Annotated in this window: 24 protein-coding genes; 9 read left to right on the forward strand and 15 right to left on the reverse strand. The window is 69.1% G+C overall.

Going from position 1 to position 24,991, the window contains the following annotated elements:
- Window positions 1-3 precede the first annotated feature (3 nt).
- From AZL_RS17480 to AZL_RS17500, 5 genes are all read right to left on the reverse strand, one after another.
- On the reverse strand, window positions 4-1,053 hold the full coding sequence (locus AZL_RS17480; RefSeq protein ID WP_012975822.1) for an ABC transporter permease: 1,050 nt from the start codon (window positions 1,051-1,053) through the stop codon (window positions 4-6).
- On the reverse strand, window positions 1,043-2,611 hold the full coding sequence (locus AZL_RS17485) for an ABC transporter ATP-binding protein (RefSeq protein ID WP_042444154.1): 1,569 nt from the start codon (window positions 2,609-2,611) through the stop codon (window positions 1,043-1,045). Before AZL_RS17485 ends, AZL_RS17480 begins: the two co-directional genes overlap by 11 nt.
- Before the next feature lie 17 nt (window positions 2,612-2,628).
- Window positions 2,629-3,624, reverse strand: a complete 996-nt coding sequence (locus AZL_RS17490; RefSeq protein ID WP_042444555.1) for a BMP family protein — start codon at window positions 3,622-3,624, stop codon at window positions 2,629-2,631.
- Window positions 3,625-3,966: 342 nt separating this feature from the next.
- Entirely contained in the window at window positions 3,967-4,146 is a 180-nt protein-coding gene (locus AZL_RS17495; RefSeq protein WP_012975825.1) for a DUF2256 domain-containing protein, read from the reverse strand.
- On the reverse strand, window positions 4,143-5,018 hold the full coding sequence (locus tag AZL_RS17500) for an IclR family transcriptional regulator (RefSeq protein WP_247894401.1): 876 nt from the start codon (window positions 5,016-5,018) through the stop codon (window positions 4,143-4,145). The genes AZL_RS17495 and AZL_RS17500 overlap by 4 nt, the downstream gene beginning before the upstream one ends.
- 187 nt (window positions 5,019-5,205) lie before the next feature.
- On the opposite strand from AZL_RS17500, the gene AZL_RS17505 reads away from it, so the two are divergent.
- Genes AZL_RS17505 through AZL_RS17535 form a run of 7 tightly spaced genes read left to right on the forward strand, consistent with a single transcriptional unit; the run spans window position 5,206 to window position 11,982 of the window.
- Window positions 5,206-6,300 (forward strand): ABC transporter ATP-binding protein, encoded by a 1,095-nt coding sequence (locus AZL_RS17505; RefSeq protein WP_012975827.1) that lies wholly within the window; start codon window positions 5,206-5,208, stop codon window positions 6,298-6,300.
- A complete protein-coding gene (locus AZL_RS17510) occupies window positions 6,297-7,205 on the forward strand; it encodes an ABC transporter permease (RefSeq protein WP_012975828.1) in 909 nt (302 codons plus the stop codon). Before AZL_RS17505 ends, AZL_RS17510 begins: the two co-directional genes overlap by 4 nt.
- A gap of 7 nt (window positions 7,206-7,212) precedes the next feature.
- Window positions 7,213-8,007, forward strand: coding sequence for an ABC transporter permease (locus AZL_RS17515; RefSeq protein ID WP_012975829.1), 795 nt, complete (start codon window positions 7,213-7,215; stop codon window positions 8,005-8,007).
- Between the two features lie 39 nt (window positions 8,008-8,046).
- Entirely contained in the window at window positions 8,047-8,337 is a 291-nt protein-coding gene (locus AZL_RS17520) for a (2Fe-2S)-binding protein (RefSeq protein ID WP_012975830.1), read from the forward strand.
- Window positions 8,325-9,761: an NAD(P)/FAD-dependent oxidoreductase gene (locus tag AZL_RS17525; protein WP_012975831.1), complete on the forward strand. Its 1,437-nt coding sequence runs from the start codon at window positions 8,325-8,327 to the stop codon at window positions 9,759-9,761. Before AZL_RS17520 ends, AZL_RS17525 begins: the two co-directional genes overlap by 13 nt.
- A complete protein-coding gene (locus tag AZL_RS17530) occupies window positions 9,761-10,879 on the forward strand; it encodes an NAD(P)/FAD-dependent oxidoreductase (protein WP_042444156.1) in 1,119 nt (372 codons plus the stop codon). The genes AZL_RS17525 and AZL_RS17530 overlap by 1 nt, the downstream gene beginning before the upstream one ends.
- A 44-nt stretch (window positions 10,880-10,923) precedes the next feature.
- The gene (locus AZL_RS17535) at window positions 10,924-11,982 is read left to right on the forward strand and encodes an ABC transporter substrate-binding protein (RefSeq protein WP_012975833.1); all 1,059 of its coding nucleotides are present in this window, start codon (window positions 10,924-10,926) and stop codon (window positions 11,980-11,982) included.
- Window positions 11,983-12,044: 62 nt separating this feature from the next.
- Here AZL_RS17535 and AZL_RS17540 read toward each other — a convergent pair whose 3' ends face one another.
- Entirely contained in the window at window positions 12,045-13,436 is a 1,392-nt protein-coding gene (locus AZL_RS17540) for a class II 3-deoxy-7-phosphoheptulonate synthase (protein WP_012975834.1), read from the reverse strand.
- A 297-nt stretch (window positions 13,437-13,733) separates the two neighbouring features.
- Here AZL_RS17540 and AZL_RS17545 point away from each other — a divergent pair, with 297 nt between their 5' ends.
- Complete coding sequence (locus AZL_RS17545) at window positions 13,734-15,095, forward strand: AmpG family muropeptide MFS transporter (protein ID WP_012975835.1); 1,362 nt, start codon at window positions 13,734-13,736, stop codon at window positions 15,093-15,095.
- A 28-nt stretch (window positions 15,096-15,123) separates the two neighbouring features.
- Here AZL_RS17545 and AZL_RS17550 read toward each other — a convergent pair whose 3' ends face one another.
- The 4 genes from AZL_RS17550 to fliL all read right to left on the reverse strand — a co-directional run bounded on the left by AZL_RS17550 (window position 15,124) and on the right by fliL (window position 18,892).
- Window positions 15,124-16,026 (reverse strand): manganese catalase family protein, encoded by a 903-nt coding sequence (locus tag AZL_RS17550; protein WP_012975836.1) that lies wholly within the window; start codon window positions 16,024-16,026, stop codon window positions 15,124-15,126.
- Window positions 16,027-16,337: 311 nt separating this feature from the next.
- Window positions 16,338-16,790, reverse strand: coding sequence for a hypothetical protein (locus tag AZL_RS17555; protein WP_247894403.1), 453 nt, complete (start codon window positions 16,788-16,790; stop codon window positions 16,338-16,340).
- A gap of 169 nt (window positions 16,791-16,959) precedes the next feature.
- Complete coding sequence (gor, locus tag AZL_RS17560) at window positions 16,960-18,327, reverse strand: glutathione-disulfide reductase (RefSeq protein WP_012975838.1); 1,368 nt, start codon at window positions 18,325-18,327, stop codon at window positions 16,960-16,962.
- A 106-nt stretch (window positions 18,328-18,433) separates the two neighbouring features.
- Window positions 18,434-18,892, reverse strand: coding sequence for a flagellar basal body-associated FliL family protein (fliL, locus tag AZL_RS17565; protein WP_247894404.1), 459 nt, complete (start codon window positions 18,890-18,892; stop codon window positions 18,434-18,436).
- A 451-nt stretch (window positions 18,893-19,343) separates the two neighbouring features.
- On the opposite strand from fliL, the gene AZL_RS17570 reads away from it, so the two are divergent.
- Entirely contained in the window at window positions 19,344-20,552 is a 1,209-nt protein-coding gene (locus AZL_RS17570; RefSeq protein ID WP_247894405.1) for a nicotinate phosphoribosyltransferase, read from the forward strand.
- A gap of 48 nt (window positions 20,553-20,600) precedes the next feature.
- On the opposite strand, the gene deoA is transcribed toward AZL_RS17570, so the two are convergent.
- From deoA to AZL_RS17595, 5 genes are all read right to left on the reverse strand, one after another.
- Window positions 20,601-21,923: a thymidine phosphorylase gene (deoA, locus tag AZL_RS17575; protein ID WP_012975841.1), complete on the reverse strand. Its 1,323-nt coding sequence runs from the start codon at window positions 21,921-21,923 to the stop codon at window positions 20,601-20,603.
- Window positions 21,924-21,926: 3 nt separating this feature from the next.
- Window positions 21,927-22,658, reverse strand: a complete 732-nt coding sequence (gene deoC, locus AZL_RS17580; RefSeq protein WP_371304241.1) for a deoxyribose-phosphate aldolase — start codon at window positions 22,656-22,658, stop codon at window positions 21,927-21,929.
- A gap of 83 nt (window positions 22,659-22,741) precedes the next feature.
- Window positions 22,742-23,575 carry a purine-nucleoside phosphorylase gene (locus AZL_RS17585; protein ID WP_012975843.1) on the reverse strand — a complete coding sequence of 278 codons (834 nt, stop codon included), beginning with the start codon at window positions 23,573-23,575 and terminating at the stop codon, window positions 22,742-22,744.
- A gap of 15 nt (window positions 23,576-23,590) precedes the next feature.
- A complete protein-coding gene (gene cdd / locus AZL_RS17590; RefSeq protein ID WP_042444159.1) occupies window positions 23,591-24,010 on the reverse strand; it encodes a cytidine deaminase in 420 nt (139 codons plus the stop codon).
- A 4-nt stretch (window positions 24,011-24,014) separates the two neighbouring features.
- Window positions 24,015-24,989 carry an ABC transporter permease gene (locus AZL_RS17595; RefSeq protein WP_012975845.1) on the reverse strand — a complete coding sequence of 325 codons (975 nt, stop codon included), beginning with the start codon at window positions 24,987-24,989 and terminating at the stop codon, window positions 24,015-24,017.
- Window positions 24,990-24,991: the final 2 nt, after the last annotated feature.

Genomic DNA, 24,991 nt, shown 5'->3' on the forward strand with positions numbered 1-24,991 from the left:
CCCTTACCCCCGCCGCAGCCGGTAGCGCGCCAGCAGCCCGGCCACCAGCATGCACAGGAGGCTTGTGGCGACCAGGACGTCGGCGATGTAGTTGGGAACCGGCATGGCCCGGCTCATGGCGTCGGCGCCGACGAAGATGCCGGCGATGAACAGCGCCGCCCCCACCACGCCGATGGGGTGCAACTGCGCCAGCATGGCGACGACGATGCCGCTGTAGCCGAAGCCGGGCGACAGGTCGAGCGTCAGATAGCCTTTCAGCCCGCAGACCTCCGCAGCACCGGCCAGCCCGGCCAGCCCGCCCGACAGCAGGGCGGTGCGCAGCATGACCCGCGTCACCGGCATGCCGGCGAAGGCGGCGGCGCGCGGGTTGGCGCCGACCGCCCGGTTCTCGTAGCCCCAGATGGTGCGGGTATCGACCAGCCACAGCAGAACCGACAGGCCGAGCGCGATGGCGAGCCCGGCGTGCAGGCGGGTGCGCGCCACCAGCTTGGGCAGCTCCGCCGCCTCGATCACCGGGGCCGATTGCGGCCAGCCCATGCCCATCGGGTCCTTCAGGGCGCCTTCCAGCAGCATCGAGACCAGCAGCAGGACGACGAAGTTCAGCAGCAGCGTGGTCACCACCTCGTCGACGCCGAAGCGGACCTTCAGCACGGCGGGGCCGAGCAGGGTGACGCCGCCCGCCGCCATGCCGGCGATCATCACCACCGGGATCAGCGCCCAGGCCGGCAGGTCGAGCATGCCGCCGCCAACCACCACGGCGGCCAGCGCGCCCATGTAGAGCTGGCCCTCCGCCCCGATGTTCCACAGCCTGGCGCGGAAGGCGACGGCGGCGGCCAGCCCGGTCAGGATCAGCGGGGTGGCGCGGGTCAGCGTCTCGGTCAGGGCGAAGCGCGAGCCGACGGCGCCTTCGAACAGCAGGCCGTAGGCGCGCAGCACCGGGGCGCCGGTCCAGGCGACCAGCAGGGCGCAGAGCGCCAGCGCCGCGACCACGGCGCCCACCGGCGCCAGCAGCCGCAGGGCGAGCGGGGTATCGGTGCGCGGTTCAAGCCGCATGAACGGTCTCCGGCAGGATGTCGCGCAAAATGTCCCAATGCCCGGCCATCAGCAGGCCGAGCTGGCTGACCGACACCCGGTCATGCGGCAGCAGCGGGGTGAGACGCCCGTGATAGGCGACGGTGACGCAGTCGGCCAGCGCCAGGATCTCGTCCAGATCCTCGGAGATCAGCAGCACCCCGGCCCCGGCGGCGCGGGCGTCGAGCAAGCGGCCGTGGACGTAGGACACGGCACCGATGTCGAGCCCGCGCGTCGGCTGGCTCGCCAGGATCAAATCCGGCCCATGGGCCAGCGTGCGGCCCAGGATCAGCTTCTGCATGTTGCCGCCCGACAGCAACTGGGTGCGGGCGTCGGGGCCGGGGCAGCGGACGTCGAACTCCTCGATCACTCTGCGGGCGTAGGCCCTTGCCGCGCCCCGCCGCAGCACGCCGAAGCGGGAGAAGGCGCGGTCGTGGTAGCGCTCGGCGATCAGGTTCTCCCACACCGCCATGGCGCCGACCAGACCGGCGCTGTGCCGGTCCTCCGGGATGCGGGCGACGCCGCGCCGGACCATGTCGGCCGGGTCGCCATGCTCCACCACGCTGCCTTTCAAGGACAGCCTGCCGGCGTCGGGGCGGATCAGGCCGCTGACCAGCTCCGCCAGTGCCGTCTGGCCGTTGCCCGACACGCCGGCGATGCCGACCACCTGATGGCGGCGCACCGTCAGCTCGACCGCGTCGAGCAGCGGACGGCCATGGCCGGAGGCCACCGTGACGCCCGCCAGCTCCAGCACCGGCTCGCCGGGGCTGAGCGGGGCGGGGGCCGGTGGCTTGACGCCGCGGCCGACCATCAGTTCGGCGAGCTTGGCGCGGTCGGTGGAGGCGGTGGCGTGGGTGGCGACCAGCTTGCCGGCGCGCAGCACGGCGACGGTGTCGCTGGCGGCGAAGACCTCGTTCATCTTGTGGCTGATGAAGACGACGGCGAGCCCGTCGGCGGTCAGCCGGCGCAGCGTGTCGAACAGCCCGGCCGATTCCTGCGGCGTCAGCACCGCCGTCGGCTCGTCGAGGATCAGGATGCGGGCGTCACGGTAGAGCGCCTTCAGGATCTCCACCCGCTGGCGCTCGCCGACCGACAGGTCGCCGACCAGCGCATCCGGCCGCACCTCCAGCCCGAAGCGCTGGGACAGGTCGAGCAGCCGGCGGCGGGCCGCACCCCGGTCGGAACGCCAGCGCCACAGCGATTCGGTGCCGACGGCGATGTTGTCCAGCACCGACAGATTGTCCGCCAGGGTGAAATGCTGGTGGACCATGCCGATGCCGGCCCCCAGCGCCGCGCGGGGCGAGCCCGGCGGCAGCGGGCGGCCGAACGCCTCGATGGTTCCCTCGTCGGCGACGTAATGGCCGAAGAGGATGTTCATCAGGGTGGTCTTGCCGGCGCCATTCTCGCCCAGCAGAGCCAGCACCTCGCCGGCGCGCAGCGTCAGCGAGATGCCGTCATTGGCGAGCAGCGGGCCGAACCGCTTGGAAATGCCGGCGAGCCGGAGGACGACCTCCGGCCCGCCATTCAGGGCTTCCGACATCGGGGAGGCGCCGGGCGTCACATCGTCGACTTCGGTTCGGCGTCGTTGACCTTCACGGTGAACTTGCCGTCGCGGATCTGCTGCTCGCGCTCCTTGACCTTCGCCTTGATGGCGTCGGGAACCTTCGCTTCGAAGGTGCCGAGCGGGGCGAGGCTGGAGCCCTTGTGCGCCATCATGCTGTAGGGGCCGTAATCCTCGGCCTTGTAGCCGCCGGCCTTCACCGCGGCGATGGCGCGCTCCACCGACGGCTCCATGTGCCAGAGCGCGCTGGCGACGACGGTGTCGGGATATTGCGGCTGGGTGTCGATGACGTTGCCGATGGCGAGCACCTTGCGCTCCTTGGCGGCATCCGACACGCCGAAGCGCTCGGCATACATCACGTCGGCGCCGCGGTCGATCATGGCGAAGGCGGCCTCCTTGGCCTTGGGCGGGTCGAACCAGGAGCCGATGAAGCTGACCGAGAACTTGACCTGCGGGTTGACCTCCTTGGCGCCTTCCATGAAGGCGTTCATCAGGCGGTTGACCTCGGGGATCGGATAGCCGCCGACCATGCCGATGACGTTCGACTTGGTCATGCCGCCGGCGACCATGCCGGAGAGATAGGCCGGCTCCTGGATGTAGTTGTCGAAGACCGAGAAGTTCGGCTCCTGCGGCTTGAAGCTGGAGCCCATGACGAAGGCGGTCTTCGGATAATCCTTGGCGACGGCGCGGGCGGCGCGTTCCACCCCGAACACCTCGCCGAACACGAGCTGCTGGCCGGCTTCGGCATATTGGCGCATCACGCGCTCATAATCGGTGTTGGCGACCGATTCGGCCCAGACATACTCGATCTCGCCACGGTCGGCGGCGGCCTTCAGCGCGACATGGATGCGGCTGACCCATTGCTGCTCGATCGGCACGGTGTAGATGCCGGCGACCTTCAGCTTGCCTTCGGCCAGCGCCGGCAGCGTCCCGCCGGCGACCGCGGCGAAGGCGAGCGCGGCGACGCCGCCCAGCACCGCGCGGCGCGTCATGTCCGCCTTCCCAAAGACCGTCATCGCCCGATCCCCCATCCTCCGAACCGACATTTCCCTGTCCCCTTCGTCGCTGAGCATCGTTGGTTGTCCATACCGGCAGCAAGGCGGCCGATCCGCCGGTACATGAATACCCGCGAATGCCTCTGCAAATCCATGAACCAAATCCATCAACCGGTAAGGGCCCTGCCTGCAAATGCAACGGAAATGCCATCGGCCGCAGCCGCCGTCCGCCTTGCCGGAGTGGCGTTCCGGCCGGTCAGGACGCCGCTGTATGGCTGAAAAAAGGGCAGCGTTTCTTGGCGGTTTGGTCAAGATTCTGGCGCCCCGCTCCTCGCCTGATCAGGAGGTGTCCCGTTGCCCGGCACGCTTTCCGGTATATTTTCCGGCATCGCTCCGGCAGCGGTCGGAGCAGTATTTCACCTCCTCCCACACCCGTTCCCATTTCTTGCGCCAGGTGAAGGGGCGGTTGCAGACCGGGCAGGTCTTGGCCGGCAGATCGGCCTTCCTGACGCCCCTCATGCCGGGCCGCCGCCCAGCACCGCGGCGGGACGGCGCAGCACCGGATCGAAGGGGTTCAACTGGCGGCTGATCGCGGACGACTCGCGCTTCAGGATGTCGACCACCACCGGCAGCCTTTCCTCGTTCAGCCTTTCGCTGATGGTGCCGACGCTGAGTGCGGCCACCGCGTGGCCGTCGCGGTCCAGCACCGGAACCGCGACGCCCGACATGCCCGGCAGCAGGCCGGTGGAGCGGCTGGCATAGCCCAGATCGCGCACCCGGGCGATCTCGGTGCGCAGATAGACCTCGTCGATGATGCCGACCCCCTGCATGCGCGGCAGGTTGAAGCGGATCACCTCCTCCCGTTCCTCCTCGTGCAGGAAGGCGAGGATTGCGAGGCTGCCCTGGCCGACGCCCAGCGTCACCCGGCCGCCGATGTCGCCGGTGAAGGAGCGGATGGGGAAGGGGCCCTCGCTGCGGTCCAGACACACCGCGTCGAAGCCGCTGCGCACCAGCAGGAAGATGGTGTCGCGCAGGGTCGCCGACAGGCGCAGCAGGATCGGCCGGCAGATGTCGCGCAGATTGTTCGGGTTGCCGGCCTGGGCGGCCAGTCCGAACAGGTCGATGCCCAGCCGGTAGCGCTTGGTCGCCTTGTCGGCCTCCACCATCCCCTCCTCCACCAGGATTTTCAGCAGGCGGTGGACGGTCGGCGGGGTCAGGTCGAGGCCGCGGGCGATGTCGGTCAGCCTGGCCCCCGTCTCGTTGAAGGAGGCCAGCAGCCGCAGGATCGCCAGCCCGCGTTGCAGGCTGGACTTGCCCCCGGCTTCGTCGCCGCCCGCAGCGTTCCTGGGTTCGGCCGCGCTGGAACCGGTTTCGCGGAGATCGGCGGTCATATTCGGCTCGCTACGAAAATTGATGATGTCTGCCGCCCCATCTATTCCGTATATCGGAAGCTTTTGCAAAATCATTTCTTTCTATGGAAAAAGCGGATTGACGCGAATGGTCGGGAGACGGAACCATCGGAGCAACAGGTGGGGCCCGGAGACCGGAGCCGTTTGTCGCAAGAGGGAGAATTCCCCCGTGTCGTTCCTCGAATTGAAAAACATCACCAAGCGTTACGGCCCGCTGACCGCGGTCGGTGACGTCTCGCTGTCGGTGGAGAAGGGGGAGTTCGTCTCTCTGCTCGGGCCGTCGGGCTGCGGCAAGACCACGACCCTCCAGATGATCGCCGGTTTCGTCGAGCCGTCGGCCGGCACCATCCGGCTGGACGGGCGCGACATCACGCATGCCAAGGCGAACAGCCGGGGACTGGGCATCGTGTTCCAGAGCTACGCGCTGTTCCCGCACATGACCGTCTTCGACAATGTCAGCTTCGGCCTGGAGATGCGGCGCGTGCCCAAGGGCGAGCGCAGGCCGCGGGTGGAGGAGGCGCTGTCGCTGGTCCATCTCGCCCCCTATGCCAAGCGCTATCCGCGCGAATTGTCGGGCGGCCAGCGCCAGCGCGTGGCGCTGGCGCGCGCCCTGGTGATCCGCCCGCCGGTGCTGCTGCTGGACGAGCCGCTGTCGAACCTGGACGCCAAGCTGCGCGAGGCGATGCAGTTCGAACTGCGCGAGATCCAGCGCAAGGTCGGCACCACCACCGTCATGGTCACCCATGATCAGGCGGAAGCCTTCTCGATCAGCGACCGCGTCGTGGTGATGGAGGCCGGGCGCATCACCCAGATCGACCAGCCCTATCGCATCTACGAGCATCCGGAGACGGAGTTCATCTCCCGCTTCGTCGGCAAGACCAACCTGCTGCCGGGCAAGGTCGCCAGCGCGACCGGCGCCGGCGCCACGGTGTCGCTGGCCGGCATCGCCGTGCCGGTGGAGACCGCCGGCCTGTCGGTGGGGGACACGGTGACCCTGTGCATCCGGCCGGAGAAGCTGCGCCTGACCGTGCCGTCCAACGGGCTGCTGACCGGCCGCGTCGCCGACCGCTTCTTCCTGGGCAGCCAATGGCTCTACCACATCGACGGGCCGCTCGGCACGCTGATGGTGGTGACGCCGAACGACGGCTCCGCCCCGGCGGAGCAGGGGGCGCCGGTCGGGCTGGAGTGGTCGCCCTCGGTCGTGCGCGTCCATCGCGGCGCCATGGCGGAGGCGCCCGATGTGGCGCTGGAGGTGACGGGATGAGTGGCGCCACTTCCGACGCCGCTTCCGGCGTCACGCCCGGTGACGAGACACCCGCGCGCCGTGTCCGGTCCGCCCCGTTCCTGCTGTCGGCGCCGGCCGCCTTGCTGTTCGCGGCGCTGGTGCTGACCCCGCTGTTCCTGACGGCGCTCCTGTCCTTCAACCAGTTCGACTATGCGACCGGGCGGACCGGCGGCTTCACGCTGGAGCATTACCTGTCGGTGGTGACCGACGAGTATTATCTGGAAATCTTCCTGCGCACCTTCCGCATCTCCGCCCTGGCGACCGCCATCTGCGTGGTGATCGGCGTGCCGGAGGCCTACATCCTCAGCCGGATGACCAATCCCTGGCGCTCGGTCTTCCTGCTGGTGATCCTGGCGCCGCTGCTGGTCTCGGTCGTCGTGCGCGCCTTCGGCTGGAGCATGCTGCTGGGCCCCGAGGGGCCGGTGAACGGGGCGCTGATCGCGCTCGGCATCGGCCGGATGAAGCTGCTCTACAGCGAGGGCACGGTGATCGTGGCGCTGGTCCACGTGATGTTGCCATTCATGGTGATCCCGGTCTGGACCTCGCTGCAAAAGCTGGATCCGGCGGTGGAGCAGGCGGCGCTGTCCTTCGGCGCCTCGCGCGCCACGGCCATCGTCCGGGTGGTGGCGCCGCAGATCCTGCCCGGCATCCTGTCGGGAAGCCTGATCGTCTTCGGCCTCAGCGCCAGCGCCTTCGCCATCCCCGGCCTGCTGGGCGGGCGGCGGCTGAAGATGGTCGCGACCGTGGTCTACGACCAGTATCTCAGCGACCTCAACTGGCCGATGGGGGCGGCGGTCGCCGTGATCCTGCTGGCCGCCAACCTGATCATCATGCTGACCTACCACCGCATGGTGGAAGGCCATTACCGCCGCCGGCTGGGGTGAGCACGCCATGACCCGCAACGGACCCGTCGCCCTGTTCTTCCACACGCTGGTCGTCATCTTCATGCTGGCGCCGCTGGTGATCGTCTGCCTCGTCGCCTTCACGCCGGGAAACACGCTGTCGCTGCCGACCAAGGGTTTTTCCCTGCGCTGGTTCGAGGCGGTGTTCCATCACCCGGATTTCGTCCAGTCCTTCTGGAACAGCCTGTGGCTGGCCTTCCTGTCGGCGACTCTGGCGGTCGGGCTGGCGGTTCCGGCCTCGCTCGCCGTCACCCGCTGGGAGTTTCCCGGCCGCGGCTTCCTCAACGCGCTGTTCCTGTCGCCGCTGATCATCCCGCATCTGGTGCTGGGCGTCGCCATGCTGCGGCTGTTCGCCGTCATCGGCGCCGCCGGCAGCTTCGGATGGCTGGTGGCGGCGCACATGGTGATCGTCACGCCCTATGTGATGCGCCTGCTGATCGCCGCCATCTCCGGCTTTGACCGCAGCGTGGAGCAGGCCGCCCTCTCGCTGGGCGCCAGCGAGGCCACCGTGTTCCGCCGCGTCACCCTGCCGATGATCCTGCCCGGCGTCACCGGCGGCTGGCTGATCGCCTTCATCAACAGCTTCGACGAGCTGACCATGTCCATCTTCATCACCTCGCCGTCGACGGTGACGCTGCCGGTGCGGATGTACATGTACGCCACCGAGTCCATCGACCCGATGATGGCGGCGGTGTCGGCGCTGATCATCGGCATCACCGCGGTCGCCGTGCTTCTGCTCGACCGCGTCTATGGGTTGGACCGCATCCTGGTCGGCCAGCACTGAGCTGGTTCCCGGCCGTCCTCTCTTCGGAGACCGTTCATCATGGCTTTGTTGCAGCGTGTGGCCGAACAGGGCCGGCGCGTGGTCCGCTTCACCCTCGACGGGCGCCCGGTCGAGGCGCTGGAGGGCGACACCGTCATGACCGCCATGCTCACCAATGGCGAGCGCCTGCGCCGGACGGAGTTCGCCGACAGCCCGCGCGCCGGATTCTGCATGATGGGCGCCTGCCAGGATTGCTGGGTGCGCACGGAGGAGGGCGAGCGGCTGCGCGCCTGCGGCACCTTCATCGCCGACGGCATGCGTCTGCTGAGCAATGGGGAGTGGAATTCGTGAGCGAGGTTTTCCCTCCCGTCATCGCCCCCCCCGTGATTGTCGGCGCCGGTCCGGCCGGCATCCGGGCGGCGGAACGGCTGGTCGCCGCCGGGCTGCGGCCGGTGGTGGTGGACGAGGCGGCGCGCTGGGGCGGCCAGATCTACCGCCAGCCCCCCGACGGTGGTTTTACCCGGCCGAAGGCGGCGCTTTATGGCTTCGAGGCCGGCAAGGCCGACGCTGTCCATCGCGCCATGGCGGCGATCCGCGACCGCGTCGATTACCGCCCGCGTACGCTGGTGTGGAACTGCGAGGCCGGCGCGCTCGACCTGCTGTGCGACGGGGCGAGCGAGCCTCTGCCTTTCAGCCATCTGATCCTGGCGACCGGGGCCACCGACCGCGTGCTGCCCTTTCCCGGCTGGACGCTGCCCGGCGTCTTCACGCTCGGCGGCTCGCAGGTGGCGCTGAAGTTCCAGGGCTGCGCCATCGGCCGGCGGGTCGCCTTCCTCGGCACCGGGCCGCTGCTCTATCTGGTGGCCTACCAATATCTGAAGGCCGGCGTCGAGGTGGCGGGGGTGTTCGACACCACGCCCTTCGCCGTCCAGGCCCGCGCCACCGCCGGCATGCTGCGCGACCCGGCGACGCTGGCCAAGGGGCTGCTGTTCGTCGGCTGGCTGCGTGCCCATGGCGTGCCGATCCATAATGGAGTCCGCCCGGTGCGTGCCGAGGGAACGGAACAGGTCGAGGCGCTGGTCTGGCGCGATGCGGGCGGGCGGGAGCGCCGTGCCCCCTGCGACGCCGTCGCTTTCGGGCTGGGGCTGCGATCGGAGACGCAGTTGGCCGATCTCGCCGGCTGCCGCTTCCGTTTCGACGAGGCCGACCGGGCGTGGCTGCCGGAGCGCGACGGGGCGGGGCGCGGTTCGGTTCCCGGCGTCTATCTGGCTGGTGACGGCGGCGGCATCGCCGGTGCCGATGCGGCGGAGCTGGCGGGAGAGCGGGCGGCGCTGGCCCTGCTGGAGGATCGCGGCCTGCCGGTGGACGCCGCGCGGGTGAAGGAGCTGGACGGCCGGCTCGCCCGCATCGCCGCCTTCCGCCGGGTTCTGGACGCCGCCTTCCCATTTCCGGCGGACTGGGCCGACGCCATCGCCGACGACACCATGATCTGCCGCTGCGAGGGTGTCACCGCCGGCGCCGTGCGCGAGGTCGCCCGCAGCGGACAGGCCGGCGAGATGAACCGCGCCAAGGCGCTGACCCGCGCCGGCATGGGCCGCTGCCAGGGCCGCATGTGCGGCGCCACCGCGGCGGAACTGCTGTCGCGGACGCTCGGCACCGGTCCTGACGCGGTGGGACGCCTGCGGGCGCAGCCGCCGATCAAACCGCTTCCCATCGCGACCGTCGTTCCCTCTCCCCGGGGGGGAGAGAGCTCTGACGGACGGGAGGTCGCGTGATGCGGGACCGGATCGAATGCGACGTCGCCATCGTCGGTGGCGGGATCGTCGGTGGCTCGGCGGCGCTGTTCCTGCGGCAGGCCGGTCTCTCGGTCACGCTGCTGGAACGCGACTGCTGCGGCGCCAAGGCGAGCGGCGTCAATTTCGGTGGCGTGCGCCGGCAGGGCCGCCCGCTGGAGCAATTGCCGCTGTCGCAGCGGGCCCATGCCATCTGGGGCCGCCTGCCGGAGCTGCTGGGCACCGACGCCGAATATATCCGCTCCGGCCATCTGAAGCTGGCGCGCAGCGAGCCCGACCTCGCCTCGCTGATCGAGTACCGCGAGCGCAGCCAGGGTTTCGGCCTGGGGCTGGAGATCATCACCGGCGAGGCGTTCCGCCGGCGCTGGCCGGCGCTGGGCGACCGCGCCATCGGCGGCTCGCTCTGTCCGGAGGACGGCCACGCCAACCCGCGCCTCGTCTCCCCCGCCTTCGCCCGCGCCGCCGCGAGGGCGGGGGCGGTGGTGCGCGAACGGACGCCGGTCGACCGGGTGGAGAGGGACGGCGACCGCTTCGTCCTGGTGAGCGGCGACGCTCTCGAAGTCCGTGCCCGCTTCCTGCTGAACACCGCCGGGGCGTGGTCCGGGCGGGTGGCGGAAGCCTTCGGCGAGCCGGTGCCGCTGGAATCGCTCCATCCCAACATGGCGGTGACGGAGCCGCTGCCCCGCTTCCTCGACGTCAACATCGGGGTGGAGGGCGGCGGCGTCTATGGCCGGCAGGTGCCGCGCGGCAACATGGTGGTCGGCGGCGGGCGTGGCTTCGCGCTCGATGCCGACCGCGCCCGGCCGCAGCGCGACGCGGTGCTGACCCTGATGCGCGACGCGGCGGAGCTGTTTCCCCAATTGCGCCATGCCCATGTCATCCGCTGCTGGACCGGGGTGGAGGGCTATACGCCCGACCGCAACCCGATCATCGGTCCCAGCCGCACCACGCCCGGCCTGTTCCACGCCTTCGGCTTCTCCGGTGCCGGATTCCAGATAGGCCCCGGCGTCGGCCAGACGCTGGCCGAACTGGTCACCGCCGGCGAAACGGCCATGCCGCTGGAGCCGTTCCGCATCGATCGCTTCGCGGCGCCCGCTTAAGACCTCATCCCAGCCTTCTCCCCTTGGCCCATTGGAGGACGTGCATGCCCAGCTTGCGTACCCTGTCGCTCACCGGTCTCGCCACGGTCGCCGTCGCGGCCGCCGCGCTTTCCACTCCCGCCGCCGCCCAGACCAAGACGGTCTATATCGGCATGAATGGCGGCCCGATGGAGAAGACCTACACCGAGAACGTCTTCCCCGCCTTCGAGAAGGCGACCGGCATCAAGGTGGTGGTGGTGCCCGGCACCTCGTCCGACATTCTGGCCAAGCTCCAGGCGCAGAAGGACAATCCGCAGATGCATGTCGTCTTCCTGGACGACGGGCTGATGTATCGCGCCATCGGCATGGGCCTGTGCCAGAAGATGGACAGCTCGCCGGCGCTGAACGACGTCTATCCGTCGGCGCGGCTGAAGGGCGACATGGCGGTCGGCGTCAACATGGGCATGACCGGGCTGGCCTACAACAAGGCGATGTTCGACGAGAAGGGCTGGGCGCCGCCGACCAGCTGGATGGATCTGGCCGACTCCAAATACAAGGGCAAGATCGTCGTCCAGTCCGCCGCCAGTAGCTCCTTCGGCCTGCATGCCTTCCTGATGTACAACCGGATCAAGGGCGGTACCGAGGCCAACGTCGATCCCGGCTTCACCACCTGGCGCAAGACCATCGGCCCGAACGTGCTGGAATATATCCCCAGCTCCGCCAAGATCGCCGAGATGGTGCAGACCGGCGAGGCGGCCATCTTCCCGCTGACCCCGACTGCCGTCGGCAGCCTGAAGGCCAAGGGCATCCCGGTGGAATACGCCCAGCCCAAGGAGGGCTCGGTCGTGCTGATGGTCGGCGAATGCGTCGTCGCCAAGAACCCGGACAACGAGGCGGCGCAGAAGCTCGCCGCCTATCTGCTGGGTCCGGAGGCGCAGCTCGCCGCCCTGCGATATGGCGCGCAGATCCCATCCAACACCAAGGTCACGCCGCCGGCCGAGGTCGCCGACGAGATGACCAGGTTCCAGGGCTACATGAAGAGCGCCGTCACGGTGGACTGGGACGTCATCAACGAGAAGCGCCCGGACTGGAACCAGCGCTGGAACAAGGAAATCGAACGGTAATCGGGGCACAAAGAAGGGGGCGGAAACGCCCCCTTCTCTTGTTCCGGCGCCTTGACCGCCGCTTACTCGGCCGCCGCCGCGGCGCGGCGCTGGGCGTCGCGGGACTGGCGGCCAGCCTTCAGCTTCTCCGACAGCAGGAAGGCCAGTTCCAGCGACTGGCTGGCGTTCAGGCGCGGGTCGCAGGCGGTGTGATAGCGCAGCGCCAGATTGTGGTCGGTGATCGCCTGGGCGCCGCCCGTGCACTCCGTCACATCCTGGCCGGTCAACTCGAAATGCACGCCGCCGGCATGGGTGCCTTCGGCCTGATGCACCTCGAAGAAGCCGCGCGCTTCGGCCAGGACCCGCTCGACCGGGCGGGTCTTGTAGCCGGTGGTCGACTTGATCGTGTTGCCGTGCATCGGGTCGCAGGACCACACCACCGTGCGGCCTTCGCGCTGCACCTTGCGCAGCAGCGGCGGGAACTTCTCCGCCACCTTGTCGGAGCCCATGCGCACGATCAGCGTCAGGCGCCCAGCCTCATTGGTCGGGTTCAGGATGTCGATCAGGCGGATCAGCTCGTCCGGATCGGTGGTCGGGCCGCATTTCAGGCCGATCGGGTTCTTCACCCCGCGCAGGAACTCGACATGGGCGCCGTCGGGCTGGCGGGTGCGGTCGCCGATCCACAGCATGTGGGCCGACACGTCGTACCAGTCGCCGCTGGTGCTGTCGACGCGGGTCAGCGCCTGCTCGAACGGCAGCAGCAGCGCCTCATGGCTGGTGAAGAAGTCGGTCTCGCGAATCTGCGGCGTCGTCTCCGCCGTGATGCCGCAGGCGGCCATGAAGGCCAGCGTCTCGTCCAGGCGGGTGGCCAGCTCCTGGAAATGCTCGCCGGCCGGCGACTTCTCGACGAAGCTCAGCGTCCACTGATGGACCTTGTGCAGGTCGGCATAGCCGCCCTGGGCGAAGGCGCGCAGCAGGTTCAGGGTGGCGGCGGCCTGGGTGTAGGCCTGCATCATGCGTTCCGGGTCGGGAACGCGGGCGTCGCTGGTGAAGTCGAAGCCGTTGATGATGTCGCCGCGGTAGGAGGGCAGCTCGACGCCGTCGATCGCCTCCATGTCGGCGGAGCGCGGCTTGGCGAACTGGCCGGCCATGCGGCCGACCTTGATGACCGGGATCGAGGCGCCGAAGGTCAGCACCACCGCCATCTGGAGCAGGACGCGGAAGGTGTCGCGGATGTTGTTGGGGTGGAACTCGGCGAAGCTCTCGGCGCAATCGCCGCCCTGTAGCAGGAAGGCGCGGCCGGCGGCGGCCTCGGCCAGCTTGGCCTTCAGCCGGCGGGCCTCGCCGGCGAAGACGAGCGGCGGATAGGAGGCCAGGCGCTGTTCGACCGCCTCGACCCTGGACTGGTCGGGATAGGTCGGCAACTGCTTCGCCGGTTTCGTCCTCCAACTGGCGGGTGTCCAACGCTCGACCATGACGCGCCTGCTCTTCCTTGACGATTGCGGAACGGGGGCCGGGCGAACGACCGGCGGCGAAACCCGTGGGGGGTACTCTATAGCGCGACTCGCGGCAACTTTTCCACAGTTTCGACCCGCCCGCCGGCAATGCCGTGGCGCGGGCCCGGAACATTGGCCATCCCCAGGTGATTTCAAGCGAAGCGACTTCGCGCCGCCTCCCCGCTATCTTGGCCCCGTATTCGGCCCGCTGGCGGCGGGCGGCGGCGGCGGCTATACATCGGCGACGATCGACCATGGCCGAGAGGAGCCTCCCCGGTGACAGAGACATCCTGGCGGGAAAGCCGCCTGTCCTCCTGGGGGAAGGCCCTGGCGGTCTACCGCGACCCGCGCGTGTTGGCGATCCTGTTCCTGGGCTTTTCCGAAGGGCTGCCGCTGGCGCTCACCGGCGGCACGCTGAATGTCTGGCTGACCGAACAGGGCGTCAGCCGGACCAACATCGGGCTGTTCGCCCTGGTCACCATGCCCTATGCGTTGAAATTCCTGTGGGCGCCGCTGATCGACCGGATGCGCCTGCCGCTGATGACACGGCTGTTCGGGCGGCGGCGCGGCTGGGCGCTGACGGCGCAGGCGGCCTTGATGGCGGCCCTGCTGGGGCTGGGCGGCACCAGCCCAGGACAGGATCTGTGGTGGACGGCCCTCTGCGCCGTGCTGGTGGCCTTCTGCTCCGCCAGCCAGGACATCGTCGTCGACGCCTATCGCGTCGAGGTGCTGGAGGAGCAACAGCAGGCCGCCGGGGCGGCGGTGCTGGTGCTCGGCTACCGCTTCGGCATGATGGCGGCGGGGGCGGGCGCCCTCTATGTCGCCGAGTTCCACGGCTGGCGCACCGCGTACGAGGTGATGGCCGGGCTGGTGCTGGTCGGGATGGCGACGATCCTGCTGTGCCGCGAGCCGAAGCAGGCGCCGCCCAGCGCCCGCGAAAGGCTGATCGCCGAATGGCTGAGGCACAGGCCGCACCTGTCGGGACGCGGCGCCGTGGCGCTTGCCTGGCTCTATGGCGCTGTGGTGGCGCCCTTCGCCCAGTTCATGGAGCGGCGCGGCTGGCTGGTGATCCTGGCCTTCATCGCCAGCTACAAGCTGGGGGAGGTGCTGGCCGGCCAGATGTCCTCGACCTTCTATATCAGCCTCGGTTTCACCAAGGCGGAGATCGCCACGGTCAGCAAGCTGTTCGGGCTGTGGGCGACCATCGCCGGCGGCCTCCTGGGCGGCCTGCTGGTCGGCAAGGTCGGGGTGCTGCGCGGCCTGATGATCGGCGGCATCCTGCAGATGGTGTCGAACATGGGCTATGTCGTGCTGGCCTGGAGCGGCCATGACGTGTCGATGCTGGCGGTGACGGTGGCGGTCGAGAATGTGTGCGCCGGGATCGCCACCTCGGCCTTCGTCGCCTATCTGTCCGGCCTGTGCAACGTCGCCTACACCGCGACCCAATATGCGCTGCTGTCGAGCTTCTACAAGCTGGGCGGCGACCTGTTCGGCGCCTCCTCCGGCTGGCTGGCCGAGCGGATGGATTGGGTCGGCTTCTTCCTGCTGTCGATGGCGGGCGCCATTCCGGCGCTGTGCCTGCTGGTCTGGCTGATGGGGCTGCACCGCCGGGAGGCCGCCGCCGTCCCCGCCCAGTGACGGGGACGGCGGCGGCCCGTGGCTGTCGTCAGCCCCCTGTGGTCGCCTTGGTCTTGCCCGCTCCCGGACCGGCGCCCAGGTCGGCGCCGGTGATCGGGTCGGCGTCCGGTTTGGACATGGTGCGGGCGGCCACGGCGTTGACCGCCGCCAGTTCCGAGGCGGCGAGCTTGACCGTCGGGTTGCCGTCGCCGCCATTGACCGGGGCGTCGGTCGGCTTGATGTCCACGAACTCCCACTGGGCGCCCTGGTTCCAGGGACCGCGCATGTCGCCGTCGCCCTGGCTCATGTTGTAGTATTTGTCGGTGTAGTCGGCCATGCCCGGCAGCTTGCCCGGCGGGAAGTTGTTGTCGATGGCGTACAGCGCCTTTTCGAAGCTTTTCTGGTGGGCGATCTCGCGGGTCATCAGGAAGCCCAGCGCGTCCTTCACGCCGGGATCGTCGGTGACGTTGATCAGGCGTTCGTAGATGATCTTCGCCCGAGCCTCCGCCGCGACGTTGGAGCGCAGGTCGGCCGTCGGCTCGCCGATGCTGTCGATATAGCCGCCGCTCCACAGCTGCCCCGCCGAATTCACCAGGGCCGGGCCGCCGCCATGGAGCAGCGACAGGGTGTGGCTGCCATTGCCCTGGGTGATGTTGGCGTAGAGGTCCGCGGTCGATTCCGCCCCCTCGGCCAGCGTGCCCTTGGCGCCCTTGGTCAGCATGGCGACGATGGAGCCGATGATCTCGAGGTGGCTCAACTCCTCCGTCGCGATGTCGATCAGCATGTCCTTGCGGCCCGGATCCTCGTCGGCCAGACCCTGGGTGAAATAGCGCATGGCCGCAGCCAGTTCGCCCTGCGGGCCGCCGAACTGCTCAAGCATCAGGCTGGCGAGCACCGGATTCGGCTCCGACACGCGGACCGTGTACATGAGCTTTTTATTATGCATGAACATGCGGTGGGACTCCTCCTCAGTCGGTTGGCTCGTTGGGAAAGACCCAAGGAACGGAGCGCCGGGAGCGGCCCTGTGTCGGGGATCGGGGAAATATCTTGGGAGATGGGCCGCTCCGGAACGCTTCCTGCCTCAACCGGGGGGCTTGGGAAGCGTTCCGGAGAATCGTCCCGTCCTGGCGAACTATGCCGGTTGGGTCCGGGCCAGTCGGGTCCGGGCCAGCCGGGTCTGGGCCAGTCGGGTCTGGGCCGGCCGGGCTGGGACGGAAGCATCGGCACCCCGCCGGCTCCCGCCCCGTTCCCCTGTCGCCGGCGTTACTTCGCCTGGGCGCGGCAGGCGTCGAGCGCCGCGATCGCCTTGCGGGTGTCGTCGAGATAATAGGTGTAGGCGTAATCGTCGCTCTTGCCGTCCATCTCCATGTACAGCTCCTTGCCGTTCATCAGCGCGCTGATCGCCTTGTCGGAGGCGGGCAGGCCGATGGCGGCCATCGTGTTGTCGACGGCGACGCCCTGGACCTTCTCACTCCAGGCCTTGTCGACCGACAGGGAGATGGACAGCGCCTCCTTCTCCTTCAGCTTCCAGCCGGTGTCCCGGAACACCAGAACCATGGCCTGTCCCTGGTTGGTGTAGGCGAGGCCGATGCCGGCGGTGTCCTTGCTGTCGGTCTTCCATTCCTGGGAGATCGCGCAATCCTTGTCGAGCTGCACGGTCCACACACCGATCTTCGTGTCGGCATGGGCCGTCGCAACCGAAGCCAGGACCGCCATACCGCCAACCGCAGCCAAAATTCCACGCATTCGTTACAAGCTCCCGATAATATTGTTTATCGGGTTACCCTAAATTCTGCATTCAAGAGAAGTCCAGCCCTTTGGTGGGGTGACGGCAAGGATGGCCCATCGGCGCCGTGGCGACCGCGGATGGGCCATGGCGGACAATTCAGATCTTCTTTTCCGGCTCCGCTTTTTCGCGCATCAGCACGAATTCCTCGGCGGTGGAGGGATGCAGCGCGATGGTGCGGTCGAAATCGCGCTTGGTGGCGCCGCAGTTCAGCGCGATGGCCAGCGGCTGCATCATCTCCGGCGCGTCCATGCCCATCATGTGGCAGCCGAGCACCCGCTGGCTTTCGCCGTCGACCACCAGCTTCATCAGCACACGCTCGTCCCGGCCCGACAGGGTATGCTTCATCGGGCGGAAGCCGGCCTTGTAGATGTCGACCTGGGGATATCCGGTGCGGGCCTGGGTCTCGGTCAGGCCGACGGTGCCGAGCGGCGGCAGCGAGAACACCGCCGTCGGCACATTGTCGTAACCGATATGCATCGGGTTGTCGTTGAACAGCGTCTCGGCGAGCGCCCGGCCCTCGGCGATGGCGATGGGGGTGAGCGCCATCCGGTCGGTGACGTCGCCGATGGCATAGATATTGTCGATGTTGGTGCGCGACCACTGATCGACGGCAACCGCACCGTCGCCGGTCAGGGTGACGCCGACCTCCTCCAGCCCCAGATTCCTCGTGTTGGGACGGCGGCCGGTGGCGGCCATCACCAGACCGGCCGAATGCTCGCGGCCCATATGGTCGGTCAGGGTATAGCCGCCGGCCCCCTTTTCCAGCTTCGTCGGCTTGCAGCGGGAAATGATGGTGATGCCGCGCTTGCGCATCTCCTGCGCCAGGGCGACGCGGATGTCGTCGTCGAAGCCGTTCAGCAGGTCGTCGCCACGGATCATCAGCGTCACCTCGGCACCGAGGCCGCGGAAGATGCTGGCGAACTCCACGGCGATGTAGCCGCCGCCGATGATCAGCACCGAATGGGGCAGCTTTTCCAGATGCAGCGCCTCGTTGGAGGTCACGGCATGCTCGATCCCCTCGACCGGCGGCAGCGACGGCCAGCCGCCGGTGGCGATCAGGATATTGCGCGCGGTGTGACGCTTGCCGTCGACCTCCACCGTGTGGCGGTCGATGATCCGGCCGAACCCCTCATACAGGGTGACGCCGGAGTTCTTCAGCATGGAGATGTAGAGGCCGTTCAGCCGGTCGATCTCGCGATCCTTGTTCGCGATCAGGGTCTCCCAGTCGAAGGCCGGCGGATGCGACGTCCAGCCATAGCCGGCCGAATCGTCGAAGCCGTCACGGAACTGGGCGGCGTAGACCAGCAGCTTCTTCGGAACGCAGCCGCGGATCACGCAGGTGCCGCCGACGCGGCTGCCTTCGCAGATCGCAACCTTGGCGCCATAGGATGCGGCGCGCCGGCTGGCGGCGACCCCCCCGGACCCCGCCCCGATGGTGAAGAGGTCGAAATCGAACTCGGCCACGGCCGTCTCCTTCCGCAACTGGACCTTCAACCCGCGGATGACGGCGGGTCTGGTGGATATCGTCCGGCAGGATATGGGGTCGGGGTGGGCGAAGGGAAGCGCACCGTCAGCGCAGCAGCATGTCCTGGATCAGCACTTGTCGCAGCTTCAGCGGGCGCATGGTCTTGTTGGCGACGTAGCGCAGCGCGTCCTTGACGTAAAGCGGCCCCTCGGCCCCGCGCAGTTCGGCCGGATCGGCCTCCAGCAGGCGGCGGCTGATGGCGTCGGCGATGCGCGGCAGATGGGGCGTGACGGTCTCCAGCGGCGTCGCCGGATCGAATTCCAGCACCACGCGGACCCGCAATTCCTGCAACCGGCCGCCGTCGTTCAGCGTGACGGTCAGGGTGGGCAGGGCGGCGTAGACGGCGGGCGCCGCCTGTTGCGCTTCGATCCGGGGCGGCGCATAGGCGCCATGGGCGGGGGCGGGGCGCAACAGAAGCAGGCTGCCGGCGCTGGCCCCGGCGAAGGCGAGGGTCAGCCCCAGCAAGGCGAGAATGATCTGGTTTCCGGTCCTGTCGAAGGACATGCGACCGCCGTGATCCGGTTCGGCGGATATCGATGCCTTGCCCATTCCGCCCTGCCGAGTTGTTGCCGCCGATCCGGTTCAAAAACTTTAAAAGCCCCGGGGAGGCAGGTCAAATAAAGGTATTTTATCTGGTTTTTTCTCTGATTGCGGTCAGAGGCTCCGCGATTCACTGCGGAATTATGACGGTGCGATCGCGAGTATTCGATGTGTTCACCGGTGCCGGGATGCTGATGCTCCGCCGGAAAACGCAACGCAGCCATCCGCCGGGGGGTGGCGGGGCGGGAAGCCTCTTCCCCCGCCCGCCCGGGCCGTATATTGCTGGGATTCCAACACAACCGGCCGGCTGCCCTGTCCGGCGGCCGGGCCATCGACACTCAGGCACCGCAAGGCCATGCGCAGACACAGGCGCGGATACGGGCGGGGACAGGGACGGAAGGTGGGGGCGACGGGTATGAGCGACACCGATAACCGATCAGTTGGCAACCGGCCCAAAGACGCCGGAGCGGCCGGCTCCGGAGCGGCTGGCAGGGGGCCGACCGCCCTCCACCCGCCCTCGTCCGAGCTTCCCGACTGGACGGACACCTATTTCCGTCGCACCAGGGAAGCCGTCGGCAAGTTCGGCGACAAGACCGTCACCTACGCCATCTTCATGCGCCGCCCGGTGGTCTGCGCCCCGCGCCTGGCGGTCGACTGGCTGGAGGCTGTCGCGCGCGAGCGCAACACGGCCTTCCAGATCGAGTTGAACTATCCCGAGGGCAAATGGGTCGGCGCCGGCGAGCCGATCCTGTATGTGACCGGCTCCTTCTACCATCTGGTCGATTGCGAGACGATCCTGCTGCAGAAGCTGGGCCCCGCCTGCGTCGCCGCCTACAACGCCTTCACCATGTGCGCCGACCTGCCGAAGGTCGCCTTCCTCGCCATGGACGCCCGCCACTGCGCCGGGACCGAGATGGCGGAGATGATGGCCTATGCCGCCTCCGTCGGCTCCGACCGGGCCAAGCGCAAGGTCGGCGCCAAGGGCTTCATCGGCAACGCCACCGACGCCACCGCCCCCTATTTCGGGCAGGAGAAGGGGATGGGCACCATGCCGCACGCCCTGATCGGCTATGCCGGATCGACCGTGCGCGCGGCGGAGATGTTCCACGAGACCTTCCCCAATCTGGCCCTGACCGTTCTGGTCGATTATTTCGGCCGCGAGATCACCGACGGGCTGGAGGTCTGCCGCCGCTTCCCGCAGCTCGCCGCCCAAGGCAAGCTGGCATTGCGGCTCGACACCCCCGGCGGCCGTTTCGTCGAGGGGCTGGACCCGCCCGGTTCCTACGCCGTGCTGGAGCGTCATGCGCCCCATGCCATCCGCGGCTACCGCGACGAGACCCAACTGCGTTATCTGATCGGCACCGGCGTCTCGGCGGCGGCGATCCATTATGTGCGCGAAAGGCTGGACGAGGCCGGTTTTCCGGCGGTGAAGATCGTCGCCAGCAGCGGCTTCGGTCCGGCCAAATGCCGCCTGATGGCGGAAGCCAATGCCCCGGTGGACGTGATCGGCACCGGCAGCTACATCCCGGAGCGCTGGACCGAGACCTACGCGACCGCCGACATCATCGAGTATGACGGCGAACGCCGGGTGAAGGTCGGCCGCGAGTTCCTGTTCCGGCGGTAGGCCGCGAATGATGCGCCCTCTTCCTCTCCGGGAGAGGGCGCCATCCTTTCATCCCAGACGCTTCGCGATCAACGGCCCGCGTTGCGGTGCTTCGTCCGTCACCGTGACCGAGGCGCGCAGGCGGCGCTCCGCCTCCTCGGCCTGGGCTTCGCTGCGGGCGTGCAGGATGGCGAGCGGGCGTTCGCCCGGCCCGCCCACCGCGTCGCCCAGCCCGGCGACCTCGTCGAAACCGACGGCGAAGTCGATGGCGTCGGTGGTCCTGGTCCGGCCGCCGCCCAGCGCCACCACCGCCATGCCGACCCCGCGGGTGTCGATGGCGCCGACGAAGCCGGCGCGCCCGGCGAACACCGGGCGGACGATGGGTGCGCTGTCGAGATGGCGGTCGGGCCGCTCCAGCAGGTCGGCCGGACCGCCGAGCGCCGTCACCATGCGGGCGAAGCGTTCCGCCGCGCCGCCGTCGGCGATGGAGCGGTCGGCCAGGGCGCGGCCCGCCGCGGCGTCCGGCGCCAGCCCGGCGAGCGCCAGCAGTTCCGCCGCCAGCGCCGCCGTCACTTCGTAGAGCCGCGGTTCGGCCGGCTCGCCGCGCAGGATGGCGAGGCATTCGCGCATCTCCAGCGCGTTGCCGGCGCTGCGGCCCAGCACCTCGTTCATGTCGGTCAGCAGCGCCACCGCCGGCAGGCCTGCACCCTTCGACACGGTGACGATGCTCGAAGCCAGCGCCTCGGCATCCTCGAAGCGCTGCATGAAGGCGCCGCTGCCGAACTTCACGTCCATCACCAGCGCGTCGAGCCCGGCGGCCAGCTTCTTCGACAGGATCGAGGCGGTGATGAGGTCGAGCGACTCCACCGTCGCCGTCACGTCGCGGATGGCGTAGAGCCGCTTGTCGGCGGGGGCGATGTCGTCGGTGGCGCCGATCACCGCGCAACCGACCTCCTTCACCACCCGGCGCAGCAGATCGTTGTCGGGCTTGGCCCGATAGCCCGGAATGCTCTCGAACTTGTCGAGCGTGCCGCCGGTGTGGCCCAGCCCGCGTCCCGACACCATCGGCACGAAACCGCCGCAGGCGGCCAGCATCGGCGCCAGGATCAGGCTGACCTTGTCGCCGACGCCGCCGGTGGAATGCTTGTCGATCACCGGGCCCGGCAGTCCCAGCGACCGCCACTCCATCACCGTGCCCGAATCGCGCATGGCGCGGGTCAGCGCCACCCGCTCATCCAGACTCATGCCCCGGAAGAAGACGGCCATGGCGAAGGCCGACGCCTGGGATTCCGAGACGCTCCCATCGGTGAGGCCGCGGACGAAATCCTGGATGGTGGCGGCGTCGAGCGGCTGCCCGTCGCGCTTGGCGCGGACGATCTCCTGCGGAAGCATCGTTCAGTACCCTCCGGCCGGGGCGGCGGCGTCCGGCGCGCCGTGGCCGGCGGTGGCCAGCAGCGCGTCGAGCAGGCTGGAGGCGCCGAAACGGAAGCTTTGCGGCGTCGCCCAGCCCTCCCCCAGGATATGGTCGGCCAGCGCCAGATAGCGCGCCGCCTCCGCCGTGTCGCGGATGCCGCCGGACGCCTTGAAGCCGACGGTCTTGCCCGATTCATAGATGCTGTCCAGCATCACCGCCGCCGCCGGCAGGGTCGCGGCGGGCTGGGTCTTGCCGGTGGAGGTCTTGAGGAAATCGGCGCCGGCGGCGATGGCGTCGCGCGCCGCCCAGGCCAGCAGCTCGGCATCGGGGAAGGCGCCGGATTCCAGGATCACCTTCATCAGGGCCTTGTCGCCGCAGGCTTCGCGGCAGGCCTTCAGCACATTGATCGGCTGGGTGCGGGCGCCATCGATGAAGGCCTTGTAGGGCAGGACCACGTCGATCTCGTCGGCCCCGTCGGCGATGGCGCGCCGGGTTTCCGCCGCCACCGCCGAGGCGTCGGCCTCGCCGGTGGGGAAGTTCACCACGGTGGCGACCTTCACCGGCGTGCCGTCCAGCGCCTTGCGCGCGGTGGGAACGAAGCGCGCCCAGACGCAGACGGCGGCGACCGGCCCGGCTGGCGTGACGGCGCGGGCGCAGAGGTCCTCGACCACCCGCTCGCTGTCGTCGCCGTTCAGGCTGGTGAGGTCGAGCATGGCGATGGCCCGGCGCGCCAGATCGGCGTCGGACGGGGCGTTGGCGCTGGCATCGAGCGCGCTTTGCAGGTCGGCAGACAGTTTCATGACCGGGACCCGTCCTTCTCGTGCAGGCGTTCCAGGAAGCCGACCAGCAATCTTTCCAGGTCGGCGGCTGCCGCCGATGCGGCGGTCAGGGTCTGGTGATGGTCGACCGGCCCGTCGCCGAGCCCGACGCCCAGATTGGTGACGACGGCGCAGCCGGCGACCCGCAGGCCGCAATGGCGCGCGATGATGCATTCCGGCACGGTGGACATGCCGACGGCATCGGCGCCGAGCAGCCTCATCATCCGCACCTCGGCCGGCGTCTCGAAGGACGGGCCGGGATAGGCGGCGTAGACGCCTTCCGCCAGATCGATGGACAACCCGGCGGCCACCTGTTTCAGCAGGGCGCGCAGCTCCGGATCCCAGGCGTCGGTCATGCTGGGGAAGCGCTCGCCGAAGGCCTCGTCGTTCGGGCCGGTCAGCGGGTTGGCGCCCAGCAGGTTCAGATGGTCGCTGATCGCCATCAGCCGGCCGGGGCCGACCTCCAGCCGCAGGGAGCCGACGGCGGCGGTCAGGACCAGCGTGTCGCAGCCGGCCAGTTTCAGCGCCCGCACCGCGGTCTTCAGCGCGTCGAAGCCGTTGCCCTCATAGGCATGGACGCGGCCCTGCATGCAGGCGACCTCGACCCCGCCGAGCCTGCCGACCACCAGCCGACCGGCATGGCCGGACACGCTGGGGATCGGGAAGCCGGCGATGTCGATGTAGGGGATCGAGACCGCATCGGCGATGCGGTCGGCGATGCCGCCCAGGCCGGAGCCCAGCACGATGCCGACCCGCGGCCGGTGGCCGGGGGCGCGGTGAAGGATGTCCGCGGCGGCGCGGGCAGCGGTCATGTCGGGAAACTCCGCTCAGAAGGCTAAATTGGTGGGGCCGAAGGATTCGGGCAACAGGGTTTCAAGCGCGAAGGTCCGCCGCAGTCCGGCCGGGTCGCAGATGTGGATCGGGGTTTCCGGCGTGGCGAATTCGCGGATGCGCTGGCGGCAGCCGCCGCAGGGGGTGCAGATCTCCTCCGTCCCCGCTTCGCCGCCCATCACGACGATGGCGCGGATGCGGCGGTCGCCGGCGGTCACCATGGCGCCGATGGCGCTCGATTCCGCGCACTGACCCTGCGGATAGGCGGCGTTCTCCACATTGCAGCCGGCGAAGATCCGGCCGGAGTCGCCGAGGATGGCCGCACCCACCTTGAATCTGGAATAGGGGGCGTGGGCGTTCTCGCGGGCGGCGCGGGCCGCTTCGATCAATTGGGGCAGCTCTGCCGTGTCGGGCATGGCGTCAGCGTTCCTTGACATAGGGGATGCCGCTCGCCTTGGGGGCGACGGCCTTGCCGACGAAGCCGGCCAGCAGCAGGACGGTCAGCACATAGGGCAGCATCTGGATGAACTGCACCGGGATGACGCCGATGCCCGGCAGGACCACGCCCTGGAGCCGCACCTGCACCGCGTCGGTGAAGGCGAACAGCAGGCAGGCGAATAGGGTCGGCCCCGGCCGCCATTTGCCGAAGATCAGCGCCGCCAGCGCCAGATAGCCCTTGCCGGCGGTCATGTCGCGGACGAAGCCGGCGCCGTGGCCGGTGGACAGGTAGGACCCCGCCATGCCGGTCAGCACGCCGGTGACCAGCAGCGCCTGATAGCGCAGTTTCGCCACCGACAGGCCGGCGGTATCGACCGCCGCCGGATTCTCGCCCACCGCCCGCAGCCGCAGGCCGAAGCGCGAGCGGTAGAGCACCCAATGGGTGGCGATCACCAGGACCAGCGTCACCCAGATCAGGATGTTGTTGGCGTCGAACAGTTCACGATAGACCGGCCCCAGCACCGGCACGCCGGCCAGCGCCTCGACGCCCGGCAGCTGGACCGCCGGAATGCGCGCCTGGTTGGGCAGGAGCGGGGTCTGGCCGCCCTGGTGGAACCAGGCGTAGGCCAGCGTCGGCGCCAGCCCGGCGACCAGGATGTTGATCGCCATGCCCGACACCACCTGATTGCCGTTGTGGGTGACGCAGGCGAAGCCATGGACCATGGCCAGCGCCACCCCGGCGGCGATGCCGGCCAGCAGCCCGAGCCAGGGGTTCAACGTCGCCGAGGCGACGGCGGCGGAGAAGAAGGCGCCGGCCAGCATCTTGCCCTCCAGCCCGATGTCGACCACGCCGGCCCGCTCGCAATACATGCCGGCGAAGGCGGCCAGCACCAGCGGCGTCGCCACCCGGATGGTGGCGCCCAGCAGTTGCAGGGCCAGGAGCAGCGCGTCCTCCATGG

The organism is Azospirillum sp. B510, from assembly GCF_000010725.1.
GTDB classification, from domain to species: Bacteria; Pseudomonadota; Alphaproteobacteria; order Azospirillales; family Azospirillaceae; genus Azospirillum; species Azospirillum lipoferum_B.